Consider the following 14,101-nt stretch of genomic DNA (forward strand, 5'->3'; position numbering starts at 1 on the left):
CTGCACTTGTGTGGGATGCAGCAGTGCTCCTGCCGCACTCCACAGCTAAGTTCTGTTATGATAGATATATCCAGCATAGCAAGCGCAGATTTCATTGGAGGTGATCGATGGCCGATCTGTTTGGGTTGTACTGGGATGGGCCACCATTCGTGTTCTTTAGCCCGCCGCACTGGTTCGCGCTGGCGTGTGTGGCAGTCGCCTGCGGTTGGGTGATGGGCCCGGCCCGCTCGTTGTCAGCGGCGGCTAGACGGTACTGGCGCTATGCGCTGGCGGCGATACTGGCGATCAACGAGTTCGCCTATAACCTTTGGTTCTGGGTGCATGGTCTTTGGTCGATCCAATACATGCTGCCGCTGCACCTCTGCACGCTGTTTACATGGTTCAGCGTAATCATGCTGCTCACCCGCAGCTATCGCATCTTCGAGTTTACCTATTTTATGGGGATCGGTGGCGCGTTGCAGGCGCTGTTGACACCAGATATCGGCGTGTACGGCTTTCCGCACTTTCGTGCTTTCCAGAGCTTTATTTCCCACGGCGGGCTGGTGCTGGCCGCGCTGACGATGATCGCGCTGGAAGGATACCGCCCCACGTGGCGTTCGGTGGGGCGGGTGATTATCGGGGCCAATCTGTTGATGGCGGGTGTCGGCGTTGTTAATTGGCTGCTCGATAGCAACTATCTCTTTTTGGCCCGCAAGCCCTACACGCCAAGTCTGCTCGATGTGTTAGGGCCGTGGCCAATCTACATTGTTTGGATGGAAGTGATCGGGATCGTTACCATCCTCCTGCTCTACCTGCCGTTTGCGGTCGCCGATCTCCGTCAGAGATCGCCGATGATGGCGAGCAGAGTGCGCCGGTAGTCAGGGCCAGCCAGCCGTTCCCAGCACTTCGGCAATTCAGTGCGCAACGTGGCCCACTCGGCTTCACGCACAGCCAAATAGGTCGCGACCGCTTCCGGCGCGCGTTCAGTGTGCGCCGCCAGCAAGCCACGGGCAACGCTGATGTCATTCAAGGCGCCCAGATGGTCTTGGAAGTTGATCAGCGGGTTTAAGAGATTGCTCAGCCGCTCGCCGGCGATGTCGCTGACCAATTCGAGCGCATAGCGCAGCCGCTTGCCGGCAATGCGCATCGCATGCAGCGAGGCGTCGTCTTCTGGCAGACCGTTGCGGTCATACGAGCGCATGGCTTCGTAGTGGGCATAAAGCATGCTGCCAGCATGATCCTTCACCCGTGGCCGGTTGTCCCATTCAGCGGCAAAACAGGCAAGGCGGGCCAGCGCGCGCAGATCGCGCTCGTACTGCTTGCTGCCGAGATAGCCAACCAGCGTCGTGTGGACCTGCATACGCTCGGCGCGGATCGCTTCCATCACCGGCGCGAGGCCGGGCAGGTCACGCGGGGCCATATCATTCAGCAGTACATCGCGATCACGGGTTGCGCCGGCCTCGCGGGCCAATGTGCGCACCGCAACCGTCGCCTTGCGCGCCGCCTTGGCCGGCGCCACCGGTTCGAGCAGACGCAATGCGGCCCGAATCCGGCGCGTAGCCACGCGCAGATCATGCACTGCCTCGATCGTTTCGTCGGCCTCAACCGCCCGCGCCGTCTGTTGCAACCGCCGCACCTGCCGGCGCAGCACCACCCGCCCCAGTTCAGCGAACGGCACCTCGCCAGAGGTGTACCAGTACGGCAGCCGTTCGGTTGGCTCATCTTCGCCGGCCACTTCCTCAACCACCGTGCCTTCGCTCTGCACTACCACTTCGGGGCGCGGGCCGATCACCCGTTCCCATAGATCGGCCTTGGCTAATGCCCGCTCGCTATCCACTGCTGCATGCGGGCCGGCTGCAATTAGGCTCAGCCGGCCATTGCTAGCTGCTACCCGCACTTGCGTGGTCTGGCTCTGGCTGTAATCGAAGCCATCGGCCACCCGCACGATCGCCGCCAATTGCAAGGCCAATTCACGGTTGCGTTTATTGAGGCACAACACCGCCGGATCGAGTCGCGCACGCGGTTTGCGACGGTGGAGGGCGACAATTGCGGCGAGGATCGCTTGATCGGTCTCATCGCCCAAGTCGTGGCGCAGAATAATATCGCGCCCCACCAGATGGTGCTCTGGCGGGTCGGTCGTCAAGCCGACATTGTGCAGCAACGCGCCGGCTTCAACCAATTGGCGGGAGGAAGCCGGCAACTTGCGCGACTGCGCGACTGCATCGAAGAGGGTCAGCGCGTGATCGGCCACTTGGCGGGCATGTGCCCGATCGACCCGATACGCCTCTAGTAACTGCTCAACATAGCCGGCAAGATTGGTTGGAGTTGCCATCTTACCCTCGCGTATTCAAAGGCGGAAAGGATGCGTATTGACTAGCGGCTCGCCGCTCAGCGATAGCGCTGACCGGTCTTTCCGCCGTAGAGTGATGACACTACCGCTGTAACAGTGCCATCCCCCGCTCAAGCTTGCTCTGCCGTTCAGGGGTGATCTTCATCAGGGCGCGCAAGGCGTTGGCTAGTTCGGTGAGATCGTAGACCGATCCAGCCGGTAACACTTCCAATTCAAGCTCACAGATCGGCGCCTGCTTCTTGCCGGCATAGATGGTGCCGCGATCAAGACACATTTCGACCCGATCTTGGCCGTCGCGAACCGCGTGGATAATCCGGCGGCTGGTTTCAATCTTCAAGAGCGGTCGCACCGGCGCCCCTAGTAAGAGGGCTTGGGCCAGATCGCGGGCCGGGCCAGCCGGCCAGTGCGCCGGATCGGGATCGTCGCCGGGAAACTCAAACTCGGCCCGATGGTGAACGCCGTTTTCATCAACCCGTGCCGGCCCCTTGAGCGTGATGATCGAGCGGTTGCCAATTTGGCGCACGCGCAAACCGTAGCGCGCCAGCGCCAGCCGGCCATCGACGCTATCGTAATAGATATTGCGCTGTTGTTCGCCGGCCAGCGTGCGCAACGTGTACGGGCCAAGCGCGCTCAGCGCCGCCAAACGATCGAGGTCGGTGGCGCTGATTTTGTATTTGGCTTCAATTTCCATAGCTAGCTCCTCAAAACCTGCCGCAGCAACGCATGGCTGCCCCTCTATTGTAGCCGGTTTAAAGAGGGCCTGTGAAGGGGAGGATGACAAAAATTAGGCCGAGGTATGGCAACTGTCGGCGGCTACCGTCGTTTTTGTCCTCACATCATTCCCCACCGCCGCTGCCACTATCGCCACTTCCGCCACTATCAATGCCGCCGCCACCTAAATCGCCCCAACCGCTATCGGATGAAGCTGAAGCAGGAGCAGCGCCCCAACTCCATACCGTCACTGAGCGCCGGTCGGTATCCCAATCATCGTGATCGTTGGTATGCGCGGGCGCTGTGCTGCTTGACTAGTGGCTGGGTGTTGGCTGCAATAGGCGCTGCATCCATCGTTGCGCTATTGCCGCCGCTTCCGCTTCGATCGCGTGCGCCTCGGCAATCGCCGCCGGCGCCGAAGCGTCGGTAAGGGTTGTGTCAAACAAAAGTGCGCGCAAGCGTTGGAACGAGCCGCTGGTGTCAACCTCACTTGATCGCGCTGCTGCCTCGGCCAAAGACCAGTCGAGCCGCCACAATTGCTGGGCCGCTGCTTGCAGCGCCTGCCGGAATGCCTGTAAGTGAAATTCGGCAACCATTGCCGGCGCCGGCGAAGCTATTGGCCCAACCGGTTGGTAGACTGAAAAACCGAGTGATGGCGCGCATAACGAACGCTCAAAGTCTTTGAGTTGCTGTTCGAGCCGGTTCAGTTCTTCTGCCGGCGTATACGCCGAATTCCAAAGACCAGCATGGCCGCGGCGGAGGCGCAGCAAGGCGAGGTGCATGTCTTGAAACAGCAGTTTTTGAGTGGAATCGGGTTGCGCGGTACCTGCATGAGCGCATACCCGCTCAACGGCGGCGATGAAACGTTGGGCCAGTTGGTCAAGCTCAGCGTCTTGTGAACGTTGGACCGCCGTTGCTTGCGGGAATGCGGTATGACCGGGAGGATAGTTAGACCGTTGGTTGGATCGCATCTTGATGCTCCATAACACGATAGAAAAGAGGATCGCGGCCAATATCGGGCCGAACGGAAAGATGATCCACTGCACCCAACTCACATTAATCAATAGCTGCGGGTTTACAGAGGCTTCCACCGCTGCCAACGCCTCACTAATGTCTTGGCTCAGATTCGGCGATGACAACGGCTTACTAAGGTGATCGCGCAAAATTTGCCGATACCGACCATCGAGCTGCGCGCGCCACCGTTCGCCATAGCGCAGTGCGCTGTAGTTATCGGCAATCGCCACGAAGATCGCGATCAGCTCAACCGGTGCCTTGCCATCATCGCGCACGAAGCCATCGCGCTTGAGCAACTGGATAAAATCGGCATCGTTGCCACGCGCTTTCACGTACACCGCAACAATTGCGCCGCGCTCGATTAGCGGCGCGGCGGCTTGTCGGATCACATCGGGTTGACGGATTTGGTTAAGCGGATCATCAATAAGGAAACGGCCTTGCGCAAACGCTGGAACAGCAAGCAACCATGCGAGGAGGAGACCGATCAAAGGAGCTGTGAAGCGACGCATTCAAATCCCCCTACTAAGGTGGTAGCTAAACACCTCCTACTCGCTACTATATACGACCATCGAACCAAATTGTTTCCGATCGCGTAGGGATACAGCCGCGCTGTATCCCTACGCTCTCACCCTATCTCACTGTTTAAGGATCATCGGCAAATAACGCACCGCTGGGCCGGTAATGGTTTGCATACCACTTACACCGTACCACAACGGCGTCGCGCCATTGTACACCCCGTAATTGGTAATGCGCAGCACATCGCCAAGCTCGCCGGCAGCGAGTTGAATAGTTGCAAACACTTCATCATTCGCCGGCAGTTCGCTTATTGTCCATCGCACTTGATTCCCCCGTTTGGACACCGCCCTCCTCGATCGCCACTGGATTCACGCCCGCCGGCAAGTCAACCACTAGCTCCAGATTGGTCAGGCCCGCATTCGGCCCTTGCCCAAAATTGCTGATGGCAAAATGCACCGGATAGATCGAGCCAACTTCTACCACTGGCGGGTAGATTGCGGTCACATACAGACGCGGCTGATCGATCACGGTCACGACAGGGTCGTGGCCCGAACTGATGACCAGTCCATCATCACTATCAGCCACTACCTGATAATCCCCAGAAATAACACTCGCCGCCGCCTGTACCTGATACGACAGTTGCGACACCTCTCCCGGCAACAGTTCATCTAATAACCACTCGATCGTATTCGTATTGCTATCGTAGACCCCGCCATCGCTGATGCTGCCGCTCACCAACGTCGCACTCGCCGGCGCTTCCACCGTCACCACTACATCAGTCAGCGGCAGTGCACCGCTATTCGCTACCAGCACCGCGTACTCGAAGGGAGTACCCGGCGCAGTGGTTGAGATGCTCAACGGCAGGCCAACTGCAGCCGGCAATAGCAGCTGCCAGATGTCAACATGCGCGGAGCCGGTGATCTGCGCCTCGATCCAATCGGCAAAGAACGCGGTGAGAGTATAGACGCCGGGGTAGTGCGGCCAGCCGCAACCGGTACCGAAGCTGACAATGCCAGCATGCAGAAAGCCGCCGGAGCCGTCCGACGCCATCAATGGCCCGCCGCTATCGCCTTGGCACGTGTCAACGCCGCCAGCCGGAAAAACGCCGGCGCAGAGATGGATCGAGCTGAGCGCGCCATCATAACGTTCGTTGCAGATTGCCAAATCAACAATTGGCAATTCAGCCTTGTGCGCCACGTCGGGGAAATCAAACCCGGTTTGCGGCAGGCGGTTGCCCCAGCCGGCGATATAGGCTGTCTGCCCCGGCGCAAAGCGGGCCGCATCCGCCGGCGTTGCGATCCGGATGGGTGTGATGCCGGTCACCGGTTCGGTTAAGCGGATCAATGCCACGTCATTGTAGAGCACTGCATCAGAGACATAGAGAGGGTGGACAATAATCTCTGCTGCATCGCGGCGTTGAGTGGCGGTCGCTTACGAAAGATCTTGCTGGCCAACCAACTTCTACTTGAACGGCCGCCGGATCGGCCACATTCCCTGCCCCATCGGCCAAGCAATGCGCTGCCATCAACACCCATGAGATCTCGGTAAAGACGCCGCCATCATGAATCAGCGCACCGCCGCAGACTGATGACGCTTCATCCACAATTGTGGCATCTAGCAGTGCCACCAACCACGGATAGTCACCCGGCGCAACCGGATCGCCGCCAACAACCGTCAACTGCGGCGGCGTACCCTCTCGCGAAGCAACACTTACCGGCAACAAACCCATAAGGAAAATAAGGGCGAGCAGTGCGATACGCTGTCTTATACGTGGATAAAGTCCTCTCAGTAATGATAACGTTAATATCTATAATACTAGTCAAAACGACACACCGTGTCAAGAGGGCGCTATCACGAACATGCTGCATGCTAAAGGTCAAAAAGTGGTATACTCGTGAACGCGCAGCGATTACGGTATACAGCAACAAGGAGTCCACTTCCTCATGAGTGTTGATTTTGAACGGCTGATCGGCAAAGCCGTCCTCGACCCTGCTTTTCGCAAGCGGCTGCTTGCCGATCCAGATGCCGCCGCCAAAGAAGCTGGCTTACAACCCGATCCGGAAGAGCTGGATCGGCTGCGCAAAGCGCTCGCCGATCCAGCGCAACGCAGGCAGCTCGAGCAGATTGATCAGCAGACAGCTTCGCTCAGTGGGTGGAGCTAGTGGTTAGGTGAGAGATTGAGCGTTTGCAGCACTCTATGAAACCACGAGATGCCAAAGTTGTGAATGAACTACTTGGGCAGATCGATGCCCAGAATGAGCAGTTGCGCCTGCGCAAAATTTTGCGGATGCTCAACAATATTGTTGTGCTGCTGACGGTTGTCGCGTTGCTGATCATGTTGATCCCGCCCTTTTCCCTCCCGTTGTACTATGCGATTGTGGTAACATCCTTAGCAGTCAATGGATGGATCGAATGGCTGACCCGCCAAAAACGTGAACGAATTGGCGCTATCTTGCTGGTTATTTGGACAAATATCGGCGTTTTGTTAATCATAGCAGCGAATGCGATCGAACGCGATCTGCTTCGCATGACGATGTTCGCCGAAACGACCCCGTTATTCGTCGTTCTCGCTGGATTGTTGTTGGGGTGGCGGTTCGCCGGTATTATTACCATCGGGAATCTGGTGGCTATCTTTACCGCCTACATTGCAATCTTTACCGTAAACCCCACACCACGCGGCATTTTTGAAGAATCGACTGGTTTCTTTATTCCTATTTTGATTTACACTATTCTGGTATGGGCGGCAATCTTTTTTTACCAGTGGCAACTCGCTGCTTCGCAGCAACAGCTCAACCAAGCCCGGCTGCAATTGATGCAAGACCAGATTATTCGCCACGAACTAGAACTTGCCCGCAATATCCAACAACGTCTGTATCCGCCGCCGCCGACCAAATTAGGGAATATCCAGATTGTCGCTCGTTCGGAACCGGCCCGCGAAACGAGCGGTGATTTCTATGATTTTGTCCAACTGCCTGATGGTCGCTTAGCGATTGTGGTGGCTGATGTCACCGGCAAGAGCATTCCAGCCGCGCTGATGATGGTGATGGCCCGTTCGCTCTTGCGTTCGCATATTACGGTCTACCAATCGCCGGCATCAATCTTGCACGCTACGAACGAGCTGCTCTGTCGTGATGACTTGCAAGCCCAATATGTGACTGCGTTTCTCGGTATACTCGATCCGGCGACTGCCACGCTCGTGTTTGCTACTGCCGGCCATCCCTTCCCCTATCTCCGCCGTGGCGACCAGATTCACGAGGTTGGCTGCGCAAGTTTGCCGCTCGGCGCTAAAACCGGTCTTGAATACCAAGAAATGACGCTTACCCTCCAACCGGGAGATCAGGTGTTTTTGTTGACCGATGGCTTCTTCGAGGCCCGTAATGCTCAGCGTGAGCTGTTTGGGTTTGATCGGCTGCGGACTCTGATCCAACAAGCAGACGCTGCGAATCCTCAACGAGCGCTCGATCAAATTTGGACTGCTGTCACCGAGTTTCGTGGTACGTTAGAACAAAGCGATGATATGACGGCAGTGATCATTCATACGCTGGCCGAACCACATGCTGTTGCTGTCAACAACCGAACACATGCGCTGGCAGACTGCGCAGACCAAGCTAGCTCGCCTGATTATCAGATTACCGTCCTCGTTACAACATCCGGCATGCCAAACCCTTGACGGCGAATCGCACCGGCTGTTGGCGCTATGGCCATATTGGCTGGCTTCCCGCTGGCCGCTTCCGCTCCCCATTCTTTCTTGTGCAGCACTCGCCACGCTGTGCGGCAGTTGGGCCGCAACCTTGCGTGATGCATGCTGTGATGGCGAAATTCCGGCTTATGCCGGACGATTGGCGCGTGCGTTGGGGCGGCGGTCGTGGCGGATGTTTGTGCGGCTTGGCATCAGCCATCACTTATTGCACGCCTTGGAAAGCCGGATGCTCGCCGCCTACCGGCGCGAACTGGCGGCGCGGGTCGTCGATGGTTGCTGGCAACCCTGCCAATTGCAGGCATTGACTGCGCAATGGGTGTGCGATCGTGCTGCCGGCTGGCACGTCGCGCAGCTTGCGCCTCTCACGTTGGCCGGCCTGACGCTAGATGATCCGGCTTGGCGAGCGCTAACGGGTGCGCTCAACCGGTTGATATTGGCTCGCCAGTTGCGAGATGATGCGCTTGATCTAGCTGTCGATCTGAACGCCGGACGGGCCGGGTGGTTGATCCACCTGATTGCCGTGGCGATTTGGCGCGATGATGGCAACCTTAGCCCGCTTGATCAACAGCGCATCGCCGGACGATGGCTGCTCGACGACGGCCTCCGCTGGCGCGTTGCCAAGCTGCATGCGCAGCTTGGCGTTGGCGCTGCGCAGGCATTGACTCCTTATATCGGCGATCTGCCGCGATTGCATGACGTGATTGCTGCCGAACAACAGGCCGGGCAAATTGTGTTCGCCAGTGTGCCTTCATTCGATTTCAGCGCAACGCGCGCGCCACTGCGCGATTCGCTCGGCGCTGTCGATGCAGGCTTCAAGGGCGGCGCTAGCCTCAGCGAGGGCTTGCTCGTGCCCGATCAGCACCAGCCGGCAGAGCGGTGCGGGCCGTTGCGCGAGCCGCAGCGCGCTTAAGCGCAGCCGTCCTGTCACCAGATGCACTTCATCGGCCCACGGCGAGTCGGTGCAGTAGACGATCCCTTTGGCGCGAAAGATGCCCTTTGTCGCTAGATCGCGTAAGGTTTGCTCAAGCGTTGATCGGCGCAACGGCAGATCGGCTTGCCAGTTCAGCGCGTGAAATTCAGCATGCTGGTGAGATAATTCGGACGGCAAGCGGCCATCGCTGCGCGGGCTAAAGATGAGATCAGGTGCGACTTCGCCGTAGCTGGCCGGTACAAGCAGTGCGCGCTGGTTGATCTCGCGCACGCGCGCGGTGGCGCGCTGGATGGTTTGCTCATCAACCAGATCGCTGTGGGTCATCACGATCAGGTCGGCGATCTGGATTTGGCGCACTGTTAACGGTGTCGCGGCCAGCGCCTGCTCGTAATCGGCGGCTGACACTAGCGTCACCAGCGCATCGAGCGGAATATCCACCATGCGGAGCTGGCGCACAATCGCTCCCGGCTCGGCGAGGCCACTCGTCTCAATCGCGATGGCATCGAGCGAGCCGCTGCTTGCCAGCGTTTCGATCGCCAAGATCAAATCGCTGCTGGCCACGCAACACACACACCCACCGCTTAGTTTAATCAACTGGCCGGCGCCGCTCTGCTCTAGCAACGCGCCGTCAATCCCGATCGCGCCAAACTCGTTGACAACCACGCCGATCCGGCGATCGGCGCGATCCAGCAACCGGCGCAACAGCGTCGTTTTGCCGCTGCCGAGAAAGCCGCTGATCAGCGTGATTGCCGGCAGCGCCGGTTCATTCCGTGTCAGCATAGCCGGTCAATTCCACATAGCCGCGCCCGGCCATTGTGCCGCTCACCGTCACCGCGCCTTCCCAATAGACCACGGTCACTGGTAATTCTTGATCACGCATAGCCGGCGTGATGACGAGATCTAAGCCATAGCGCGGCACGCGCAATCGCCACTCGGAAGGGTAGACGGCGCCACTGCGCGAACTGTGCCATGTATCGGTCACAGTCAGCTCGACATCGCCGGGTCCGAGGATGATCACCGTGTCGTCGGGCAAGAGTAAACTGCCGCCGACAAACGGCGAGGGGCGGCCATCAGCTTCGCGCAGTTGGTAATACATCAGATCGTGCCCGCTCTCAAGCTGCAACGCAAACCAATCCCACCCGGTCAGCCCCTCTTCGAGCGCGCTGGTGCCCCACTCGCGATCCATCCACGTTAGGCCGCGCACGGGGTAGATCGTTTCACCAATGCGGATCGTGCCCTCGCCGATCATTCGGGTCAACGAGTAGTACGCCGAAGCGTTGCCAACCTGCGATCCCTTCTGGCTGAGGCCGGCATTGCCTTGCAACACCGGCGGTCGGCTGTTGGCGGCAATCAGGTCGAGGGCGATTTCATCTTGGGCGGCGCGAAGATGCATGGTCATACCCTCTGGGCCGCTGCCTTCAACCGACCAATCGTTCAGAAAGACGCGGAATGGCTCGCCGCTGGCGCCGGCTAATCCAGCAGCAGCGCGACTAAATCGCTCGAAGGCGTAAAACCGGCCGCCATCGATGTCGCTCAGAGCAAAATGGGCCATGTACACGTCGCTCGTAGCCCACGCCGATTCGCGGGCCGACGGATTGGGGCTAAGCGCGCGGCGGAAGAAGGTCAACTGAAAACCAAAGCGCCGGCCATTCTCGGCGGTGAGGTTGCCGGTGTAGTACCACCATTCGGTTTGAAACGTCGGGTGCGGGCCGTGGTCAGCAGGGAAGACGAAGGGTCGCGGCGTCGTGACGCGCTCAAACCCTTTGCTGTTATCCGCGTTGACCGCCTCGATCGCACCGATGCTTGCCCGCACGGTTGGCTGGGCTGGCGCGGCGCAGGCAGCTAGCCCGAACACAATGGTTATGATGAGCAAAATTGAACGAAAAAAGCGCATAACATTTGGCGAGTTGCAACGGTTTCATGTATAGAGGGCCTATGGGTAGTGTACCACGGATCGATTGGCGGAAGCGAGCAGAACTAGTAGGAAATGGATCTTGCCAGCGTATGCCATGCGACGGCGCACACCCTTCCTGTCGTGGCGAGGGGGCGTAGCCCCCGCAGCAATCTTCCGCTTCGGCGCAGACCAATGGCGTACAGGCATATCTTCCGCTGAAGCAGGAGATTGCTTCGCCTCGCTTCGCGCGGCTCGCAATGACAGGTGGAAAGCGGCTCACAATGACAGGCAGAAAGAGGATCGCGATGCTCGAACCTGATGATGATGCGCGGGTGCTGGTGGTGATCGTGCCGCGACCCCGCGACCTCGAACTAGCCCGCGGCGCGGGGTGGTATCGGCTACCGCTGAACCACGCACCACCCCGCCTCGCCGCTGACTATCTCGCCTTCTACCAGCCGGGATCGTTCGGCGCCGAGCGGTGGCGGGTGCAGCGTTACGCTGCCGTGCTGCGCTATCAGATTGTGCAGCGCCGTGATCTCTTGCCCGACGAACCTAACCATCCCCGCGCCGGCGAACGCTACTACCGGATTGATTTAGGGCCGCTATGCGAGTTGGAGCAGCCGGTGCCGGCAGCGCGCCTGCGCCGGATCACCTTCATTGCTACGACCTTTGGCCAGTTGCGGCGGGCGATCGATGTGACCGATCTGTTTATGCCGCCGCCACCACCTGACGTATGGGGCGGCGGGTTGGCGGGCAAGGCGATCACGTAAGGCGCAGCAAAGGTGCGAAGCGATATCAAGTGAGCGTGACAAAGCGTCTTGTACCATCCCCTCAAAATCCTTTGCACCTTTGCGTTAAGAATCTCTGCGCCTTGGCCCCCTCTGCGCCTTACCTTACTCGTTCACCACCCGCCAGCGCAGCCTCTGGCCAGCGGCGAAGGGTACAACATCGCCGTAGCGGGCCGGCACCTGCCACAGCTCTTGCACCAGCCGCACCGTGCGCGCCGGTGGGGTCAAGTCGTGGATACGGCACGCATTGCCGCTGACAAACGCCGGCAAGCGATCAAGCGCGTCATGGCGCTCAAACAGCTCAACCAGCAGCGGCAACAGCACCGGCGCCGAAAAGACCCCGGCAGCACAGAAAGCGGCCTCTTTGCGGTCAATTGGGTGCGGGGCCGAGTCACTGCCGAACATCAACTTGGGATGGGCAGCCAACGCCGCCGCCAGCAGCGCATCGCGATCCGCAGGACGCTTCGCAATGGGCTTGCAAAAGAGGTGCGGTTGCAACAACCCGCCGGCTACATCATCGAGCGTGATCATCAGATGGTGCAGGGTTACCGTTGCGAACAGATTGGGATAGCGATCGAGCAGATCGAGCGCCGCCGCGGTCGTGATATGCTCCATCACAATCCGCAGGCGCGGGAACGCGCGCGCCCACCGCTCGTAGACGGGCAAAAACTCGGCTTCGCGATCAAGCACAAAGCCGTGGCTCTCGCCATGCACCAGCAACGGAATGCCCAGTTCTTCCATCAGCGCCAGCGTTGGCTCAATCGCGGCCAGATCGCTCACCCCGCCAGCGCTGTTGGTCGTCACTCCTTCGGGGTAGAGCTTCATCGCAAACATCTCATCGCGCAGCGCTTGTAACGTGGTCGCATCATACGGACGGAAAAAGAGCGTCATGAGCGGCAGAAACGGGTAGGGTTCAGTCGCGGCCAGAATCTCAGCCCGATAACGGGCCAACCGCTCGGCGTTATCCACTGGCGGGATCAGGTTCGGCATAATCACCGCGCCGGCGAATTGGGCAGCGGAAAAAGGCGCAACAAGGCGCAACATCGCGCCTTCGCGCAGATGCAAATGCATGTCAAGCGGCGCGAAGAGGGTCACCGTCATAAGCGTTTTCCGGGTTGGCGCGGTAGACGCATCCGCGCCGCTACAAAGCGATCGTGAGGCAGGTTAATCGCGGCAGTAATCCGGCTAATCTCGGTGCTCTCGGCGCCGGACAGTTCGCCGTCGGCGATTGCCACTGCAAACAGCGCATCGAGAAACCGTTCGCGCTGCTCAACCGTGGTCGATTCGGCAAATTCTTTGGCGAGACGGAAGAAATCGAGGCTGGCAGCACTCTCGGCCAAAGCCACCTCGGCCACGAGTGTGGCGCGGGCATGGTCGAGATGCCACCACTCTTCGAGAATCGCAACAATCTTATCGTGCTCAGCCGGAGTCACCTCTGCATCAACGCGGGCAACCCGCGCGAGCAAACCACCGGCCAAGGCCAACACATACACTTCTTGTTGATCAACACCCAACTCATCAATATACACGCCGAGGCGCATATGCAACGCATAATAAATCCGGTTGCGTAAAAACTCTGGCAACAGATCTTCGCGATTGGGGCCGCGGGCGCGAATGCCAAGCGCCAAGCGGAAGGCGCGACCGAGTTGGTGCAGCAGGCTATGGTTATTGTGATCAAGCGCGGCATGAATTTCTTGGGCGACTGCGCGCTCGGCGGGTGTCAGCACCCGATCAGCGGCGAGCAAGCGATTGATAGCATTGATAGCAATCTGACGCTCAGCGGGAGTCGCAATCAGATCGCGCAGATCGGCGATCAACCGCGCCCGTTCGGCAGCCTCCACCGGCGAATGGAGATAAATCTCCAGCTCAGCCCACTCTTCGGCTGTCAAGGCGAGATTGCCGCTCGTTTGGCCCAACTCGGCCAATAACCGCTTCAAATCGTTGATCTCATCCAGCGTCAATTCACCATCGGCCCACGCTGCCGCGATAATCACCTTCGCCAGCGCCATTGCTAGGGGATGTCTGGCCATAGTCGTCTCGCTCAATCCCAAACTGCGTCGCCCATAGTGCGCCATCAACCCGGCTAAGCCGTCTTCAGATTGCAGTATACAACTACTGTACAGTGTAACGCCTGTATTGTACAATAAGGAGAGATTATCTACCGGTAAAGAGGCCGGGGAATGCAACGCCGCTGACCCAGAAGGGTCAAGCGGCGTGT

General features: G+C 59.1%; 14 protein-coding genes and 1 pseudogene. 4 read left to right on the plus strand and 11 right to left on the minus strand.

What is annotated here, in order from left to right; all coding sequences use genetic code 11:
• The first annotated feature begins 107 nt into the window (after positions 1-107).
• The gene (locus U9R61_RS18240) at positions 108-857 is read left to right on the plus strand and encodes a TIGR02206 family membrane protein (RefSeq protein ID WP_322490241.1); all 750 of its coding nucleotides are present in this window, start codon (positions 108-110) and stop codon (positions 855-857) included.
• Here the strand turns inward: U9R61_RS18240 and U9R61_RS18245 are convergent.
• From U9R61_RS18245 to U9R61_RS19990, 7 genes and pseudogenes are all read right to left on the minus strand, one after another.
• Complete coding sequence (locus U9R61_RS18245) at positions 818-2,311, minus strand: CHAD domain-containing protein (protein ID WP_322490242.1); 1,494 nt, start codon at positions 2,309-2,311, stop codon at positions 818-820. The genes U9R61_RS18240 and U9R61_RS18245 overlap by 40 nt on opposite strands.
• 100 nt (positions 2,312-2,411) lie before the next feature.
• Positions 2,412-3,020: an inorganic triphosphatase gene (locus U9R61_RS18250; protein WP_322490243.1), complete on the minus strand. Its 609-nt coding sequence runs from the start codon at positions 3,018-3,020 to the stop codon at positions 2,412-2,414.
• 334 nt (positions 3,021-3,354) lie between these two features.
• Positions 3,355-4,563, minus strand: coding sequence for a hypothetical protein (locus U9R61_RS18255; RefSeq protein WP_322490244.1), 1,209 nt, complete (start codon positions 4,561-4,563; stop codon positions 3,355-3,357).
• 126 nt (positions 4,564-4,689) lie between these two features.
• Complete coding sequence (locus U9R61_RS18260; protein ID WP_322490245.1) at positions 4,690-4,893, minus strand: hypothetical protein; 204 nt, start codon at positions 4,891-4,893, stop codon at positions 4,690-4,692.
• Positions 4,859-5,452, minus strand: a complete 594-nt coding sequence (locus U9R61_RS18265) for a hypothetical protein (protein WP_322490267.1) — start codon at positions 5,450-5,452, stop codon at positions 4,859-4,861. Before U9R61_RS18265 ends, U9R61_RS18260 begins: the two co-directional genes overlap by 35 nt.
• Positions 5,453-5,512: 60 nt before the next feature.
• Positions 5,513-5,980: pseudogene (locus U9R61_RS18270) on the minus strand (serine protease); the annotation flags it as partial.
• Positions 5,940-6,299, minus strand: coding sequence for a trypsin-like serine protease (locus tag U9R61_RS19990; RefSeq protein WP_416208871.1), 360 nt, complete (start codon positions 6,297-6,299; stop codon positions 5,940-5,942). The pseudogene U9R61_RS18270 and the gene U9R61_RS19990, both read right to left, overlap by 41 nt.
• A gap of 214 nt (positions 6,300-6,513) precedes the next feature.
• On the opposite strand from U9R61_RS19990, the gene U9R61_RS18275 reads away from it, so the two are divergent.
• Both U9R61_RS18275 and U9R61_RS18280 read left to right on the plus strand, forming a co-directional pair.
• Positions 6,514-6,732, plus strand: coding sequence for a Franean1_4349 family RiPP (locus tag U9R61_RS18275; RefSeq protein ID WP_322490246.1), 219 nt, complete (start codon positions 6,514-6,516; stop codon positions 6,730-6,732).
• Positions 6,733-6,767: 35 nt separating this feature from the next.
• Positions 6,768-8,240 carry a PP2C family protein-serine/threonine phosphatase gene (locus U9R61_RS18280; RefSeq protein WP_322490247.1) on the plus strand — a complete coding sequence of 491 codons (1,473 nt, stop codon included), beginning with the start codon at positions 6,768-6,770 and terminating at the stop codon, positions 8,238-8,240.
• Positions 8,241-9,018: 778 nt separating this feature from the next.
• Here the strand turns inward: U9R61_RS18280 and U9R61_RS18285 are convergent.
• Positions 9,019-9,981, minus strand: coding sequence for a CobW family GTP-binding protein (locus U9R61_RS18285; RefSeq protein ID WP_322490248.1), 963 nt, complete (start codon positions 9,979-9,981; stop codon positions 9,019-9,021).
• A complete protein-coding gene (locus U9R61_RS18290; RefSeq protein ID WP_416208872.1) occupies positions 9,965-11,095 on the minus strand; it encodes a lipocalin-like domain-containing protein in 1,131 nt (376 codons plus the stop codon). The genes U9R61_RS18285 and U9R61_RS18290 overlap by 17 nt, the downstream gene beginning before the upstream one ends.
• A gap of 305 nt (positions 11,096-11,400) precedes the next feature.
• On the opposite strand from U9R61_RS18290, the gene U9R61_RS18295 reads away from it, so the two are divergent.
• Positions 11,401-11,865 (plus strand): hypothetical protein, encoded by a 465-nt coding sequence (locus U9R61_RS18295; protein ID WP_322490250.1) that lies wholly within the window; start codon positions 11,401-11,403, stop codon positions 11,863-11,865.
• 123 nt (positions 11,866-11,988) lie between these two features.
• Here U9R61_RS18295 and pyrC read toward each other — a convergent pair whose 3' ends face one another.
• Entirely contained in the window at positions 11,989-12,984 is a 996-nt protein-coding gene (gene pyrC, locus U9R61_RS18300) for a dihydroorotase (protein WP_322490251.1), read from the minus strand.
• Positions 12,981-13,913, minus strand: coding sequence for a TerB family tellurite resistance protein (locus U9R61_RS18305; protein ID WP_322490252.1), 933 nt, complete (start codon positions 13,911-13,913; stop codon positions 12,981-12,983). The genes pyrC and U9R61_RS18305 overlap by 4 nt, the downstream gene beginning before the upstream one ends.
• Positions 13,914-14,101: the final 188 nt, after the last annotated feature.

It is taken from the genome of Chloroflexus sp., from assembly GCF_034431535.1.
GTDB lineage: Bacteria > Chloroflexota > Chloroflexia > Chloroflexales > Chloroflexaceae > Chloroflexus.